The sequence below is a fragment of the Tenacibaculum maritimum NCIMB 2154 genome (assembly GCF_900119795.1).
GTDB lineage: Bacteria > Bacteroidota > Bacteroidia > Flavobacteriales > Flavobacteriaceae > Polaribacter > Polaribacter maritimus.
The window spans coordinates 2,706,934-2,723,702 of sequence record NZ_LT634361.1; the positions used below are offsets into that span (position 1 = coordinate 2,706,934).

General features: G+C 33.0%; 11 protein-coding genes. 4 read left to right on the plus strand and 7 right to left on the minus strand.

Going from position 1 to position 16,769, the window contains the following annotated elements:
* Positions 1–32: 32 nt before the first annotated feature.
* The 4 genes from trpC to MARIT_RS12060 all read right to left on the minus strand — a co-directional run bounded on the left by trpC (position 33) and on the right by MARIT_RS12060 (position 4,027).
* The gene (gene trpC, locus MARIT_RS12045) at positions 33–818 is read right to left on the minus strand and encodes an indole-3-glycerol phosphate synthase TrpC (protein WP_024740415.1); all 786 of its coding nucleotides are present in this window, start codon (positions 816–818) and stop codon (positions 33–35) included.
* 107 nt (positions 819–925) lie between these two features.
* Positions 926–1,912 (minus strand): anthranilate phosphoribosyltransferase, encoded by a 987-nt coding sequence (gene trpD / locus MARIT_RS12050; RefSeq protein WP_024740416.1) that lies wholly within the window; start codon positions 1,910–1,912, stop codon positions 926–928.
* 79 nt (positions 1,913–1,991) lie between these two features.
* A complete protein-coding gene (locus MARIT_RS12055; protein ID WP_024740417.1) occupies positions 1,992–2,570 on the minus strand; it encodes an anthranilate synthase component II in 579 nt (192 codons plus the stop codon).
* 65 nt (positions 2,571–2,635) lie between these two features.
* Positions 2,636–4,027: an anthranilate synthase component I family protein gene (locus tag MARIT_RS12060; protein WP_024740418.1), complete on the minus strand. Its 1,392-nt coding sequence runs from the start codon at positions 4,025–4,027 to the stop codon at positions 2,636–2,638.
* A 488-nt stretch (positions 4,028–4,515) separates the two neighbouring features.
* Here MARIT_RS12060 and asnB point away from each other — a divergent pair, with 488 nt between their 5' ends.
* Together asnB and MARIT_RS12070 are read left to right on the plus strand one after the other, a co-directional pair.
* Positions 4,516–6,180 carry an asparagine synthase B gene (gene asnB / locus MARIT_RS12065; protein WP_024740419.1) on the plus strand — a complete coding sequence of 555 codons (1,665 nt, stop codon included), beginning with the start codon at positions 4,516–4,518 and terminating at the stop codon, positions 6,178–6,180.
* Positions 6,181–6,329: 149 nt separating this feature from the next.
* Positions 6,330–10,256, plus strand: a complete 3,927-nt coding sequence (locus MARIT_RS12070) for a fibronectin type III domain-containing protein (RefSeq protein WP_100211642.1) — start codon at positions 6,330–6,332, stop codon at positions 10,254–10,256.
* Between the two features lie 210 nt (positions 10,257–10,466).
* Here MARIT_RS12070 and MARIT_RS12075 read toward each other — a convergent pair whose 3' ends face one another.
* Positions 10,467–11,654 carry a DUF3103 family protein gene (locus MARIT_RS12075; protein ID WP_100211643.1) on the minus strand — a complete coding sequence of 396 codons (1,188 nt, stop codon included), beginning with the start codon at positions 11,652–11,654 and terminating at the stop codon, positions 10,467–10,469.
* A gap of 376 nt (positions 11,655–12,030) precedes the next feature.
* Here MARIT_RS12075 and gyrB point away from each other — a divergent pair, with 376 nt between their 5' ends.
* On the plus strand, positions 12,031–13,968 hold the full coding sequence (gyrB, locus tag MARIT_RS12080; protein WP_100211644.1) for a DNA topoisomerase (ATP-hydrolyzing) subunit B: 1,938 nt from the start codon (positions 12,031–12,033) through the stop codon (positions 13,966–13,968).
* Positions 13,969–14,062: 94 nt separating this feature from the next.
* Positions 14,063–15,091 carry a DUF6588 family protein gene (locus MARIT_RS12085; RefSeq protein WP_100211645.1) on the plus strand — a complete coding sequence of 343 codons (1,029 nt, stop codon included), beginning with the start codon at positions 14,063–14,065 and terminating at the stop codon, positions 15,089–15,091.
* Positions 15,092–15,175: 84 nt separating this feature from the next.
* On the opposite strand, the gene rfbB is transcribed toward MARIT_RS12085, so the two are convergent.
* Together rfbB and rfbC are read right to left on the minus strand one after the other, a co-directional pair.
* Positions 15,176–16,222, minus strand: a complete 1,047-nt coding sequence (gene rfbB, locus MARIT_RS12090) for a dTDP-glucose 4,6-dehydratase (RefSeq protein WP_100211646.1) — start codon at positions 16,220–16,222, stop codon at positions 15,176–15,178.
* Between the two features lie 8 nt (positions 16,223–16,230).
* Positions 16,231–16,767: a dTDP-4-dehydrorhamnose 3,5-epimerase gene (rfbC, locus tag MARIT_RS12095; RefSeq protein WP_100211647.1), complete on the minus strand. Its 537-nt coding sequence runs from the start codon at positions 16,765–16,767 to the stop codon at positions 16,231–16,233.
* Between the last annotated feature and the right edge of the window lie 2 nt (positions 16,768–16,769).

The window sequence follows — 16,769 nt, forward strand, 5'->3', positions numbered from 1 at the left end:
TCCTATTTTAAAAGCCATACAGCCCGTTCTATTTATTTCAATTGATCTATAAATTCTTGACAAGCTTCTCCTGGGTTTTCTGTTTTCATAAAAGTTTCTCCTATTAAAAAACCATTAAATCCATATTCTTTTAACCCCATGATCACTCTAGGATCTGAAATACCACTTTCTGAAACCTTAATACAACTCTCTGGAATTTTATTTGCCAAAGCAATTGAATTTTCTAAATCTACCTCAAATGTTTTCAAATTTCTATTGTTAATTCCAATAATTTTATTGTCTAGTTCTATTTTATCCAAATCTTCTTGAGTATGTACCTCATACAATACCTCCAACCCTAAATCATTTGCTAACTGTCCGTAATTTTTAAGTTCTTGCTTTGTCAAGCAAGCTGCTATTAACAATATTACATCTGCTCCAATGGCCTTTGCTTCTACAATTTGGAATCCATCAACAATAAAATCTTTTCTTAAAATTGGCTTTTGTTGGTTAATTATTCTTGCTTCCATTAAATCTGCCATCGTCCCTCCAAAAAAGGAAGTATCTGTCAAAATAGATTGTGCTGCCACATTTGCATTCAAATATCCATTTGTTACTTCTGCTACAGAAGAAGTATCGTTTATAATTCCTTTTGAAGGAGACTGGCGTTTGAACTCTGCTATAATCCCCGTTGAATGCGGAGCTAATAGTGATTTTTTCAAGGAAACTGCTGCTCTTTTGAAGTTCGGACTTTCTACCAACCTTTTTACAGGAACTTCCGTTTTAATTTTCGCAATCTCTTTCTTTTTAAATGCTATTATTTTATCTAAAATTGTCATATTGTACTCTTTTATCGTTCTTTAACGAATTTTTGCTTTTAATAATGTATCTATTACATCATAAAAAGGAATATGGTTTCTTTCCTTTTTTATTTACAAGCCCAAAATTACCCTATAAGTTTTTGAAGCGCCTCCTTTGCTTTCAACCCAAATAATGAATCTTTGGCCTCTTCAAAAGCACTTTCAAAAGTTTTATTTTTATCAAAAGTTTTTAATGCAAATGCTGTATTCGTTAACACTACATTATTCTGTTCATTTGTTCCTTTTCCGTTAATGATATTCATGAAGATTTCAGCAGCCTCCGCAACAGTATCTCCTCCAAAAATATCTGATTGTAAAATTTGTTTTTGCCCTAAATCTGCAGGTGAAATCTGCTGTTCTGCATCTTTAGTAAACAGTTTAAAATCTCCTGTTAATGAAATTTCATCATACCCATCTAAAGCATGCACTACTCCATAATTTATATTACATTCTTGCAATATATAATTATACACCCTAGCAACTTCTAAATTAAAAACACCTACTAATTGGTTTTGCGGCGTACTCGGGTTCACTAGAGGCCCCAACATATTAAAAAATGTTTTTACTCCTAATTCTCTACGAATAGGAGCTACTACTTTCATAGCAGGATGAAATAATGGTGCATGCAAAAAGCAAATATTTGCCTTGTCTAACTGCTTCTTTAAAAGGCTCTCATCATTCGTGAATTTATAACCTAAAAATTCCAACATATTAGAAGAACCAGATGCCGATGAGACTCCATAGTTTCCATGCTTGGCCACTTTATTTCCCGTACCAGCAACAATAAAAGAAGTTAATGTCGAAATATTAAATGTATTCTTTCCATCTCCTCCTGTTCCACATAAATCAATCGTATTGAAATCTGATAAATTTACTTTTACCGCTAATTCTAACAGAGCCTCTCTAAATCCTGATAATTCATCTACAGAAACAGGCCGCATTAAAAACACTGTAATAAACGCTGCTATTTGTGACGTATTATATTTTTCTTGGGCGATATTAATTAAAACTTCTTTTGACTCATTTTTAGTCAATCGTTTCTGTTCAAAAAGAGTATTTAGTATTTTTTTCATTTCTTTCTATATGGTATTGCAATAAAAAAGGAAGCTTTTCAAGAAAAGATTAGCTTTTTATTTTTACTGTTAGAAGGCATTATTTTTTTATGCTCTCTATAAAATTTTGAATCATTGTTTTCCCTTCTGGTGTTAAAATACTTTCTGGATGAAATTGAACTGCTTCTAAATGATGCTCTCGATGACGTAATGCCATAATACTATTATTGTCATCAATTGCAGTTATTTCCAGTTCTTCTGGAAAATTATTATAAGAAGCAATCCAAGAGTGATAACGAGCTGCTTCAAATTTTTCTGGAATATCTTTAAACGTTATTGTGTTCGTTTGTATTACCTTCATTGCTGTTGCCACGCCATGAAAAACGTCATTTAAATTTTCCAGCTCACCACCAAACACCTCTGTAATAGCTTGTAGCCCCAAGCAAACTCCAAAAATAGGAATCTTACCCGCATAGGTTTTTATCACTTCTTTTAAGATTCCTGCTTCTTCTGGTATTCCTGGACCTGGCGATAAAATAATCCCGTCATATCTTTTGATTTCATCTATTGATATTTCATCATTTCGATATACATCTGGCAACGTTCCTGTAATATCTTCTACATAATGCACCAAATTATAAGTAAACGAATCGTAATTATCTAATATTAATATGTTCATGTTTTTTAGTATTGAATATAAAGCATCCTTCTTTTTACTTCTTTTTCATAATGCCTTTTGCGAATTTATATTTCTTCTGCTAACACCAATGCTTTCTTTAACGCTGCTAATTTATTATTTACCTCTTGCAACTCATTTTCTTCTTTAGAATTAATCACAATACCTGCTCCTGCTTGATAAAAGAGCGTATTGTTTTTACTTACAAAGGAACGAATAGCTATTGCTTGGTTTACATTTCCATTTAGTCCTATAAAACCTACACATCCTCCATAAAAGCCTCTTGTTTGATTTTCATATTTATCAATCAACTCCATTGCTTTGTATTTCGGAGCTCCGCTCAAAGTTCCTGCTGGAAAAGTATCTCCAACAATTTCTATTGGGTTTCCTGTAATTTTACCTGTAACAGTAGAAACTAAATGAATTACATGACTAAAGTATTGTACTTCTTTATACGTTTCCACAGTTACGTTAGTTGCATGCTTACTCAAATCATTTCTTGCTAAATCTACCAACATAACATGCTCGGCATTTTCCTTTGGATCATTTGCCAGTTCCTTGGCTAGCTCAGTATCTTTTGCATCATCTCCTGTTCTTCTGAACGTACCTGCTATTGGATTAATAATTGCTTCTTTATCTTCTATTTTTATTTGTGCTTCTGGAGATGATCCCATTAATTTAAAACTCCCATAATCAAAATAAAATAGGTAAGGAGATGGGTTTATAGACCGTAAAGCTCTGTACACATTAAACTCGTCTCCTTTAAATTTTTGCTGAAACTGACGTGATAATACCAACTGAAAAACATCCCCTCTTTTACAATGCTCTTTTGCTTTACGTACTCCATTTTTAAACTCTTCATCTGTTATATTTGAAGTTTCCTCGCCTTCAAAATTGAATTGATACTTTGCAAATGATTGAGAATTCGCTAAGTTTTCTATTTCTAGCAATCTTGATAATTCTCCTTCTGGTATATTTTCTATTAAAATCATTTCATTTTTAAAATGATTAATTGCTATGATAAAACGAAAAAAACTGTACTGCAACATTGGTATTTCCGAAGGTGCCTTCTTCGAGTTCAACTCAATTGTTTCAAAATATTGAACCGCATCGAATGTAGTATAACCATACAAACCATTAAACGATTTTATATCTTCTGTGCAATCCACATTTACCAAGCTACTATAATGATCGAATTGCTCATAAAAACTACGTCCGATTTCTTTCTTATCTAACTCTTTCTTTTGATAAGAAAAAGACATTTCGTTTTCTTCTGCTTTAATAGTTACCAAAGGTTCTACGCACAAAAATGAATAACTATTCTCTTTACTATGATAATCAGAACTTTCTAACAACAAACTATTAGCATATTTGTCTCTTATCTTCAAATATAAACTTACTGGCGTAATTGTATCTGCCAACTGTTTTTTTGATATTGTCTTAAATTCTATTTTTTCCATTATTTACATACATATCTGGTTAAACGCAGTTAAAACCTTTTTAAACTCTTTTCTTTTTGATGGCTTCTCGACTGCGTTCGAGCTGACATCTTAATTTTCACCAAAATAAAAAGGCTTATCGTGAGATAAGCCTTTTTATTTTAATATATACATATAGGTTTTTTCTCACTTATTCATTAAGAGAGTTCCACCACCATATGTTGTTTTGTTTTACCATTATGTGACAAATGTATAATAGATTTTTAATTTTTCAAAAAAAATCTATTCTTTTTTATCTTTAACTAACAAAGCATTAGTAACAAGAGCTATATTTTATCAAAAAAATTACAATTAACAATTTTAAAATAAAAAAAAGTTTAAAAATGAAACTAAAAAGACTGACATAGTTTTCAAAAATAAATACTATATCGTTATTTGCATCATAATATTAAACAAAAACAACAAAAATTTCGATATTGATTCGAAATGATCGATTAAAATATAAAGTTATGTGTGGAATTGTATGTGCATTTGATTTAAAGCAGTCTTCTGAAAAATTAAGACCTCAGGTATTAGAAATGGCAAAAAAGATTAGACATCGGGGTCCAGACTGGAGTGGTATTTATAGTGATAATAAAGTGATTATGGCGCATGAGCGCTTGGCTATTGTAGATCCTGCTTCCGGTCAACAACCTCTATTTAGCGGTGATAAAAAATTAGTTTTAGCTGCCAATGGAGAAATATACAACCACAGAGAATTACGTAAACAATTTGAAGGTAGTTATGAATTTCAAACAGCTTCTGATTGTGAAGTTATTTTAGCTCTATATAAGGAAAAAGGAGTCGATTTTGTTGATGAAATGAACGGAATTTTTGGATTTGCTTTATATGATACTGAAAAAGATGAGTATTTCATTGCTCGTGACCATATGGGAATCATCCCTTTATATATTGGCTGGGATCAGCATGGAACTTTCTATGTAGGTTCTGAACTAAAGGCTTTGGAAGGAATTTGTACCAAGATAGAATTATTTCCTCCTGGGCATTATCTGTCTAGTAAAGATGGTAAATTCGTAAAATGGTACAAAAGAGACTGGACTGACTATGAAGCGGTAAAAGAAAACGAAACAAGTATTGCGGAAGTTCGAGAAGCTCTAGAAGCTGCTGTTCATAGACAACTAATGTCTGATGTACCATATGGTGTACTTCTTTCTGGGGGATTGGATTCTTCTGTAACTTCTGCTATTGCTAAAAAATATTCGCAAAAAAGGATTGAATCTAACGATACATCTGAAGCTTGGTACCCACAATTACATTCTTTTTCTGTAGGACTAGAGGGCTCTCCCGATTTAGCTGCCGCGCAAAAAGTTGCTGATCATATTGGTACTATTCATCATGAAATAAAATTTACTATTCAAGAAGGGCTTGATGCTATTAGAGATGTTATTTACAACATAGAAACCTATGATATTACCACTATCCGATCTTCTACCCCTATGTATTTAATGGCTCGTGTAATTAAATCTATGGGAATAAAAATGGTATTATCCGGTGAAGGCGCTGATGAGATTTTTGGAGGGTATTTATATTTCCACAAAGCTCCAAATGCTCAAGAATTCCACGAAGAAACAGTTCGTAAGTTGGATAAACTTCATATGTATGATTGTTTACGAGCTAACAAAAGTTTAATGGCATGGGGTATTGAAGGACGCGTTCCTTTCTTAGATAAGGAGTTTATGGATGTTGCCATGCGTATCAACCCAAAAGATAAAATGATTAATGGTGAACGCATGGAAAAATGGGTGATCCGCAAGGCCTTTGAAGATATGCTTCCTGAAAGTGTGGCATGGAGACAAAAAGAACAATTTAGTGATGGTGTTGGTTATAGCTGGATTGATACCTTAAAGGAAATTGTTGAAAAGGAAGTTACAGACGAACAATTAGCTAATGCTAAGTTTAAATTCCCAATACAAACTCCCCAAAATAAAGAAGAATTTTATTATCGTTCTATTTTTGAAGAACACTTTCCTAGTGACACTGCCGCTTTAAGTGTACCTCAAGAGGCTAGTGTGGCATGTAGTACCGCTACAGCTTTAGAATGGGACGAAGCTTTTAAAAATATGAATGAACCATCTGGTAGAGCAATTGCCAATGTTCATGATGATGCTTATTAATTTATTTCTAATTTAAAATCACTTAAACACCCTGCTAAGAACAGGGTGTTTTTTTTATATAAATTATTTCTATGGTATTTTTTTAAACAATTCTTATTAATTCTAAATAAATATAATGTACTTTGTGCAAATTTTATAATTACATAAAAATGAAAAAAAAATACCTCTTCACGCTAGTTTTCGTATTCATATCTAGCATAATTTTCTCTCAGGTTATCACTATTGGTAATGGAACTGAAACCGATGATCAAATCCCTATTAACCCTTACTATACCTACACATATTCTCAAAACCTATACCTATCCTCAGAAATAAACCAATCTGGAACAATCTATCGCATTACATTCAAAGGTAAATCAGGGTTAAACATCCCTAACTCTAATGAATGGGTTGTTTATTTAGGACATACTAATAAAAATTCTCTTGCTAATAATAATTGGATTCCGACTACTGAAATGTCAGAAGTATTTAACGGAACTGTTTCTATCAAAAATGATAATATTACTATTCACCTAGACACTCCCTTTCCTTATGACGGTATTAACAACCTTATCATAGCCGTTGATGAAAACGGGAATGGGTACGATTCAGATAGTAATGACTTCTTATCTTCTAATGTTTCTGAAGTTCGCTCATTGGTTTCTAGAAGCGATAATGAAAACCCAGACCCTGCTAATATCAGTACAACAATACCTATCCAGCAAAATGCCATTGCTAACATTGATTTAGATTTCAACATAGTTCCTTGCGCTCCTACATCAACACTTACGGCTACAAATTTAACTACAACATCTGCTTCTTTAAATTGGAGTAATGAAGCCAGTGCTACCTCTTGGATTATAGAGTATGGAGTGAATGGTTTTGAGTTAGGTAGTGGCACTACTATCAATGCAAATACAAACCCAACTTTAAGCATAAATAATCTAAATTCAGGAACTACTTACCAATTTTATGTAAAAACAGTTTGTGAAAACAACGCTACAAGTTCTTGGTCACTTCCTTTCAGCTTTTTTACGAAATGTGACACTTATAGTATTCCTCATTTTGAGGGTTTTGAAAATAATTTACAACACGACACCCCCCTATCTAACTGCATTACACAGGAAAATGTTTCTGGCTCACAATCTTGGAAAGCAAACAACACTTTCACCACTAACAATAGAGGCGCTCATACAGGAAATTGGAATGCTTTTATGCCTGACAGCAACGAGGACTGGTTTTTTATCCCTGTTCAACTAACAGCTGGAATATCGTATATGACAGAGCTATATGCCCGTCAAAATAAAGAAACTGGAGCTAAAATTACTATCAAATACGGAACTAGCAATAATGCGAGCTCAATGACTGAAACAATCCTCGATGAAAAAGAGGTTACGAATGGTATCTATCAAAAAATAAGAGGAAGTTTTACCCCTAATGCCACAGGAATATACTATATAGGCTACCTAGGTAAAACTGAAAATTTCAATTACTTATCTATTGACGATATCACCGTTAAAGAAACTCCATCTTGTTTAAGCCCTAATGATTTAAATGCTACAGAAATTACTGCTCATACTGCCAACTTGAATTGGAGCAAAGAGGGAAATGAAGCCTCATGGGTGATAGAGTATGGAGAAATCGGAACTTCACAAGGAAACGGTACTACAATCAATGTAACTACAAACTCTCATAATTTGGTAGGTTTATCTCCTAATACAGATTATCATTTTTTTGTAAAGGCAACTTGCAACACAAGCAATAGCATTTGGACTGGCCCTTATAACTTTAAGACACTCTGCGCTGATTATACCATTCCATACTTTGAAGGTTTTGAAGCAAACTATACAAATAATACCCCCATTGCAAATTGCTTAAATCAAGAAAATATTTCCGGATTACAATCATGGACTGCTAATGAGAACAACACAGCTAATAACAGAAAACCACGTACAGGAAATTGGAATACCGTCTTAAGATATAGTAATGAAGACTGGCTTTTTATTCCTATAAAACTGAATGGAGGCACCTCTTATACCGTTCAATTTTACGCAAGACAAAGTGCTTCTACAGGAACCAGTGTGCTCGTTAGCACTGCATATGGTACTGCGCCTAATTCAAGTGCTATGACTAATACCATTATAAACGAGAGAGAAGTTTTCAATGGGGATTATCAAAAAGTATCAGGAAACTTTACTCCTACTAATTCGGCTACTTACTATATAGGTATCAAAGGAAAACTAAATAGCTCTAGTTTGTACCTTTCTATAGATGATATTAAAATTGATGTATCACCAAATTGCCTCGCTCCTAAAGATTTAAACTTTTCAAATTTATCAGATACTTCTACATTACTAAACTGGACTCCTGAAGGAAGTGAAACTAACTGGCAAATAGAATATGGTCCTACTGGATTTACACTGGGAAGTGGGAATATAATAAATACTTCTACAAATACTCATAACTTAATCGGATTGACAGCAAATACAGCTTATGAATTTTTCGTAAGAGCTAATTGTGGTACTGAAACTAGCGAATGGAGTAATTCTGCTAAATTCAAAACAACCTGTAGCCCCTTTACAGCTCCTTATGTTCAGAAATTCGATCAGGAAAGTACTCCTTTTATCGATTCTTGCTGGCTTACTAAAGTTGAAAACTCTACAGGAGCATCTACTTCAATTGCTATAAACTCTTCTACTACTAAAAGCTCCTCTGCCCCTAATAGTATTAAATTTTATAACGGAAATGATCTTAATGGCGATTATTATTTAATTTCTCCTAAATTTTCGGATTTAGACAAAACAAAACGTATCCGATTTAGAATTTATAAAGACATTAGTGGTGATAATGAAGGGGATTCTTTCGAGGTTGGAGTTATTACTGACCCAAGCAACACCAATACTTATTCTAGTATTGAAAGTTTTACAGAATCGGATTTTACTGAAGACACTTGGAAAGATGTATTTATAAATTTTGATACTTATACAGAAGGAGCAGCTCATATTGCTATTAAATACAAACCAGGAACAGACACGTATAACAATTGGTATTTAGATGATTTTATTTATGATATAACTCCTACAACTGTTCCTAGCTGCGCTAATAACGTAGTAGCTGTTGCTAATAATTCTAACTGTGGAAATAATGGAGTCGTATTTTCTTGGGATACGGTTACAGGGGCTGAGGCTTACCAACTAACTATTGGAACAACTTCAGGAGGAAATGATATTTTAAACAACGAAATTTTAACTCAAACCAATTATTCTCTACAATACACTGACATAAATACCACTTACTACTGGAAGGTTACTCCTTACAATAGCATAGGGAATGCAAATTCTTGCGAAGAAAAAAGCTTTAAAACGGTAGATAACGGCTGTTATTGCTTTCCTTTGTCTTCAAATACTTCCACCTATATTAGTAATTTCACTACTTCTCACGCCCTTAGAAATATTAATAATAATAGTGGATTCGCCTCAAATGGTTACGCTGACTATTATGATACCGTAAGCCTTACAGAAACTACTGGTGGAAGCTTCCTTTTTTCTGCTGAAATTGTTGGAGGCACTGCGGGATTTGCTCTTTGGGTAGATTGGAATAATGATTTCCGTTTCGACCCTAGATCTGAGTTATATGAACCAGCCTCTACAAATCTTGGTAACGGGCCATTTGTTGGAGCTGTTATAATTCCAAATTATGTAACTAATGGTAATACTTATAGAATGAGAATTATTACCGATTACAATGACTTAGATCCTTCTGACAACAGTTGCTTGTTTGACAATATCAATTCGAGAGGTGAGGCAGAAGACTACAAAATAATCATAGACAATTCTGTTTTAAGTAATGGTGATGATGTGAAAGTTTCGACATTCAATTTGTATCCAACCCCTGTAAAAGAACTATTAAAAATAGAATCAAGAACTCCTATAGAAAATATTAGCGTATCCAATATGCTAGGACAAGAAGTTTTAAAGATCGGAAATATTAACAAAAAGAGCACCAGCATAAATCTAGCTCCTTATAAAAACGGTTTTTACATTATAAATCTATCTAGCAAACAAGCATCAGAATCTATTAAGATTATTAAAAATTAATTATTCTGACTTTGTAAGTTATAAAAGAGGCTGCTTTATTTTCTAAACAGCCTCTTTTTTTGAACTACATTCCTATTTTATAATTATTTTCATCACCTATAGATATGAATAAGCTCTAAGCTTTACATTTTTGCTAAAAAACATAATACCTTCATAAAAACACGTTTTCATGAAGGTATTATCGATTTATAAAGCTAAAAAATAGTTTTTTTAATTATAATCCAAGAAGAAAGGAGACATATTTACCTTCGCATTCCCTCTAGCTCCTCTATAATCAGTATAAGTTTCATATTTTTGTACCGTATAAAAAGAGTCCACATAATCATCACTATCTGTGTACCAGCTATTTGGCATCGCCTGAATAATTGCACCCGCAACTTGACCTAAAACATTTACCCAAGGTTGCGTTGATACCGTTCCTATTATTTGAAATACACCGTTAACAATAGTCGTTACTAAATCCTTATAATTTATATTATCATCTTTCTCAAATAATTGAATGTTAGCTGCCTCATAACCATAATCATCCCAAAATAATAGTATTTGATTTGGGTAATAATCCGTTCCTTCATAATCTAAATAATACATCGGTATCACTTTAATTTCTGGTTTATTTCCATCTTCTCCTCCTCTTATTCCTGAAGTAATTGCATAAATTTCTGCTGCTCCTTTAATCCAAGGCTCTTCATCATTATCTAAACTAATTTTATCTAACTTCGTTGTTTGAATTCCATCATGATCACCTTCATGCGCTGCTGAATTTGACTTAAAAGCCATTTTACCTCCTGCTAACCTAGCATTTTGAACTCCTTCTAACCTTAATTGAGCATTCATATACTCAACTTCCTTCTTTAACGTTTCAAAACCATCCGTTTCAATTACGATGACAGGTTGTTTTGGAGGATTTTTAACATCAAGATATACTACTTCTTTATTCATTGTATAAGCCTCAATTACAGACCAATCTTTCTCATTCCCTTCTGGTGCAAAAGAGAATAAAACATTAGAAAAATCTACATTATTCTTAGGGTTATGCATCCATACTTCTAAAATCTCTAGCTTATCTGAATCAGACTCTGCTACAGATCTACTTTCTGATTGAGTAGCTCTCTTAGATAAACTATTATAAGCCTTTTGGCGAACAGCTCCTGTCTTAGCTCCCTCTTCTAAGATCTTAGACATGACTACACTCGGTTTTTGCTCTTTTAGCAATCCTAACGTCATATCTTTAAAAGCTACATCTTTCATCAAATCAATAAAATCAAGAGTTACCTCCTTTTTATTAATTGAATTTGTTTCTAGTTTTTGATCCGGTACTGTTAATTCATCCGAATTATTACATCCTACTAGTAGTAACGAAACTACTAAAGTCTTCATTAAAGTTTGAAGGGTTTTCATTTTAAAAAAATTTATTTTAGTTAATAATCACCTCAAACATACAAAAAACGCATTATATTATGTTAATTTTTATATTTTTTTAGTTAAAAAACTTAAAAAACAACATTTTATATTTTTTAACTGAATCCGAAATCTGTGTTTTAAGAGCTTATTATAATTTCCCTAAAAAAAGAAAGAAAAATAAAAAGAAAAAAACCTCTTAAAAGCCCTTTTTAAGACGTTTAAGCAACTTTAAATCATATTACCAAAAACACCTATAAAAAACCTAAAAACTTTATTATTAGACTTATAAATTGTATTTTTGTATATGCACGAAAACAATTGTATTAAGCAGTTATTTTCTTAGATAACAAAAACAAAAATAAAACTCAACAAAATGAGCGAAGAAAAAAAACATAATTATTCTGCTGATAGTATTCAAGCACTAGAAGGAATGGAGCATGTAAGAATGCGTCCTTCAATGTATATTGGAGATGTTGGTGTTCGTGGTTTACACCATTTGGTATATGAAGTCGTTGACAACTCTATTGACGAAGCGTTAGCAGGGCATTGTGATCATATAGATGTAATTATCAATGAAAACAATTCTATAACCACCAAAGATAACGGACGTGGAATTCCTGTTGGTATTCATAAAAAAGAAGGAGTTTCTGCCTTAGAGGTCGTTATGACCAAAATTGGTGCCGGTGGTAAATTTGATAAAGATTCTTATAAAGTTTCAGGTGGGTTGCATGGTGTTGGTGTTTCATGTGTAAATGCTTTATCTGACCATTTAACAGCAACAGTACATAAAGAAGGAAAGATTTGGCAACAAGAATACGAAAGAGGTAAAACACTATATCCTGTTAAAACTATTGGAGAGACTGACTTTACAGGAACCATTGTTACCTTTTTACCAGATAAGTCTATCTTTCAGCAAACAACAGAGTATAATTATGATACTTTAGCTACCCGCTTACGCGAATTAGCCTACCTAAATAAAGGAATTACTATTACGTTAACTGATAAACGCAATAAAGATGATGAAGGCAATGATATTATGGAAACTTTCCATAGTACCGAAGGACTTCCTGAATTTGTAAAGTATCTAGACAATACTCGTGAGCAATTAACTGCTGGTGTTATTTCTATGGAAGGTGAAAAAAATGGAATTCCTGTTGAAGTTGCCATGGTTTATAACACTTCTTATTCTGAAAACTTACATTCTTATGTAAACAATATTAATACGCATGAAGGAGGAACACATTTATCTGGTTTTCGTAGAGGATTAACAGGTACTTTAAAAAAATATGCTGAAAACTCAGGGCTCCTAAAAAATGTAAAGTTTGAAATTGCTGGTGATGATTTTAGAGAGGGGTTGACTGCTATTATTTCTGTAAAGGTTGGAGAACCTCAATTTGAAGGCCAAACTAAAACTAAATTAGGAAATAGAGAAGTTACTTCTGCGGTATCACAAGCAGTTTCTGAAATGCTAACAGATTATCTGGAAGAAAACCCTGACGATGCTAAAACAATCGTTCAAAAAGTTATTTTAGCTGCGCAAGCGAGACACGCCGCTCGAAAAGCTCGTGAAATGGTACAACGTAAAACCGTAATGAGCATTGGTGGCTTACCTGGTAAACTTTCTGACTGCTCTGAAACAGATCCTGCTTCATGTGAAATTTTCTTAGTCGAGGGAGACTCGGCAGGTGGTACTGCAAAACAAGGTAGAGACCGTAACTTCCAAGCTATTTTGCCATTGCGTGGTAAAATATTAAATGTTGAAAAAGCCATGCAACATAAGGTTTTTGAAAACGAGGAAATTAAAAACATGTTTACTGCATTAGGAGTTTCTATTGGAACAGAAGAAGATCCTAGAGCATTAAATTTATCAAAATTACGTTACCATAAAGTAGTCATCATGTGTGATGCCGACGTAGATGGATCTCACATTGCTACCTTAATCTTAACCTTTTTCTTTAGGTACATGAAAGAAATGGTAGAGCAAGGTTATATTTACATTGCAACTCCTCCTCTATATTTGGTTAAAAAAGGACAGAAAAAAGAATATGCATGGGATGACAACCAACGCGATTTAATCGCTCAAAAAATGGGAGGCTCTGTAAATATTCAACGTTACAAAGGTCTTGGAGAAATGAATGCTGAACAATTATGGGATACTACGATGAATCCTGAATTTAGAACATTACGACAAGTTACTATTGATAACATGACAGAAGCTGATAGGGTGTTTTCTATGTTAATGGGAGATGAAGTACCTCCCCGTAGAGACTTCATAGAAAAGAATGCCAAATATGCCAATATTGATGCGTAATCCTTTTCTTTAATACTAAATAAAAGCCTTAACTATTTTATGTTTGTTAAGGCTTTTTTTTACTTTAGCCAACTCAATCAAAAAAATTAAAATTATGAAAAAAAACATTGCTCTTTTAGTTCTCTTTATTTCTATTTCAATAAGTTCTTATTCTCAAAATGGTGGACTAGAATCTATTTTATTCGCAGCTGAAGATGCTAGTAAACTAACTGGTGCTTATATAAGTCCCGCTATGAAAGGTTTAGTCCATTCTATGAATGGAGGGTGGTACCATACAGCCAAAGTTCATAAAAAATTTGGTTTCGATATTTCCATAGGAGCAAATATCTCGTATGTTCCTAAAGCAGATGAAACTTTTAACATTGCAGCTCTTGGACTAACTAAAACAACCTCTACCTCGCTTACCGCAGCTACCATAGCCGGTTCTCAAAACTTACAAAGTCCTATGACTATCAATACCAATATAGATGGACAAGACGTAACTGCCACCTTTAAACTTCCCGGAGGTATAAAAGAAGACCTTCCAATAAATGCTATTCCTTCTCCTGCTGTTCAAATAAATTTAGGACTACCTTATAAGTTTGAAGCAATGTTACGATTGATTCCTAAAATAGGCAGCAATGAAACAAAAGGGCAATTAGTTGGATTAGGACTCAAAAAAGAAATTACCGATTGGTTCGGTCCTTTAAACAAATTACCTCTGCATGTTTCTTTATTAGGAGCATATACTAACATGTCTATCGACCATCGTATTATGGATGATAATTCAACAGACAATATCGTCATCTCAAACGGAAACGCTAGTTTTAAAATTAATTCTTATACTATTCAAGCAATTGCCTCTCTCAACTTTCCTATAATTAATATATATGGAGGCATTGGATATGGAGCGGGAAATGCGAATATAAATATTAATGGAACCTATGATTTGACCTATAATATCAATGGAGGAGGTACTCAGGTAGAAGTAGCTAAGGATCCAATTCGTCAAAAATTTAATGCGAATAGCTTTAGAGGTACTATCGGAACACGATTAAGCTTAGGCTTCTTTAAAATCTTCGCAGATTATACACTTCAAGAATACAATACTTTAAACGCAGGTATTGCCTTTAGTTTTAGATAAATTTATCTATTATTTAAAAAACAAAAAAGAGGTACTATATAAAAAATGGCACCTCTTTTTTGAATAGATAATTCTACATCTTATTTATTCATACATTTCTTGATAGTACTTTTGATAATTTCCACTAGTCACATTTTCTAACCATTCACTATTTTCAAGGTACCATTTTACTGTTTTCTCTATTCCTTCCTCAAATTGCAAAGAGGGTTCCCATCCTAACTCTTCTTTCAACTTTGTAGAGTCAATAGCATACCTTAAGTCGTGTCCCGCTCTATCTGTTACGTAAGTAATAAGCTTTTCGGAAGTTCCTTCCTCTCTACCTAATAATTTATCTACTGTTTTTATAATTACTTTTATCAAATCAATATTTTTCCACTCGTTAAACCCTCCTATATTATACGTTTCTCCATGTTTCCCTTTGTGAAAAATGACATCAATAGCCCTCGCATGGTCCTTAACATATAACCAATCTCTTACATTTTCTCCCTTTCCATACACCGGAAGAGGTTTATTATTACATATATTATTAATAAACAACGGTATCAGTTTTTCAGGAAACTGGTACGCTCCATAATTGTTAGAACAATTTGAAATTACAATAGGCAACTTATATGTATCACTAAATGCTCTTACGAAATGATCAGAAGATGCTTTTGATGCAGAATATGGAGAATGGGGGTCATACGCTGTAGTTTCTAAAAAATAACCTTCAGCGCCTAATGATCCGTAAACTTCATCTGTAGATACATGATAAAACAACTTATTTTTGAAATCATCTTTCCAATATTCTTTAGCCGCTTGTAATAAACTAATTGTACCTAAAACGTTTGTTCTTGCAAATGAAAAAGGGTCTTTTATTGATCTATCTACATGTGATTCTGCTGCTAAATGAATCACTGAATCAATACCATGTTCAGCAAAAAGATTTCCTATCAATTTATAATCACAAATATCTCCTCTTACAAAGGTATAATTGCTCTTTTCTTCTATATCTCTTAAGTTTTCTAGGTTTCCGGCATAAGTTAATGCATCCAAATTTACTATATTATAATTTGGATACGTATTCACAAATAACCTTACTACATGCGATCCTATAAATCCCGCTCCTCCTGTTATTAATACATTTTTCATGTTGAATATTATATTGCCTTAAAATCCACTAAATCTTTATCTTTCTTTGATAAAATCACCTCTTCCTCTTTTACTTGCCAATCAATGAGTAAATCTTCATCATTCCAATTAATTCCTGATTCATGGCTTGGAACGTATTTATTATCTACTTTATAGGCAAAGGTTGCACTTTCACTCAACACAACAAAACCATGCGCAAATCCCCTAGGAATAAATAATTGCTTTTTATTATTTCCAGATAACTCCACTGCTACATGCTCTCCGTAAGTATCAGATCCTTTCCTTATATCAACAGCTACATCTAAAACAGCTCCTTCAATACACCTTACTAATTTTGCTTGTTCATAAGGTGGCTTCTGGAAGTGTAGCCCCCTTAGAACTCCTCTTGAAGATTTAGATTCATTGTCTTGAACAAAGGTAATATCTCCAATATGTTCCTTAAATTTTTCAAGATTAAACGATTCTAAAAAGTATCCTCTATCATCTCCAAAAACAGTAGGTTCTATGATAACTACCTCTGGTATTTTTGTTTTGGTAAACTTCATAT

What these genes read in the sequence shown, in the direction of transcription:
- trpC (WP_024740415.1), bottom strand. Translation starts at nt 818, where the DNA reads ATGACAATTTTAGATAAAATAATAGCATTTAAAAAGAAAGAGATTGCG.
- trpD (WP_024740416.1), bottom strand. Translation starts at nt 1,912, where the DNA reads ATGAAAAAAATACTAAATACTCTTTTTGAACAGAAACGATTGACTAAA.
- MARIT_RS12055 (WP_024740417.1), bottom strand. Translation starts at nt 2,570, where the DNA reads ATGAACATATTAATATTAGATAATTACGATTCGTTTACTTATAATTTG.
- MARIT_RS12060 (WP_024740418.1), bottom strand. Translation starts at nt 4,027, where the DNA reads ATGGAAAAAATAGAATTTAAGACAATATCAAAAAAACAGTTGGCAGAT.
- asnB (WP_024740419.1), top strand. Translation starts at nt 4,516, where the DNA reads ATGTGTGGAATTGTATGTGCATTTGATTTAAAGCAGTCTTCTGAAAAA.
- MARIT_RS12070 (WP_100211642.1), top strand. Translation starts at nt 6,330, where the DNA reads ATGAAAAAAAAATACCTCTTCACGCTAGTTTTCGTATTCATATCTAGC.
- MARIT_RS12075 (WP_100211643.1), bottom strand. Translation starts at nt 11,654, where the DNA reads ATGAAAACCCTTCAAACTTTAATGAAGACTTTAGTAGTTTCGTTACTA.
- gyrB (WP_100211644.1), top strand. Translation starts at nt 12,031, where the DNA reads ATGAGCGAAGAAAAAAAACATAATTATTCTGCTGATAGTATTCAAGCA.
- MARIT_RS12085 (WP_100211645.1), top strand. Translation starts at nt 14,063, where the DNA reads ATGAAAAAAAACATTGCTCTTTTAGTTCTCTTTATTTCTATTTCAATA.
- rfbB (WP_100211646.1), bottom strand. Translation starts at nt 16,222, where the DNA reads ATGAAAAATGTATTAATAACAGGAGGAGCGGGATTTATAGGATCGCAT.
- rfbC (WP_100211647.1), bottom strand. Translation starts at nt 16,767, where the DNA reads ATGAAGTTTACCAAAACAAAAATACCAGAGGTAGTTATCATAGAACCT.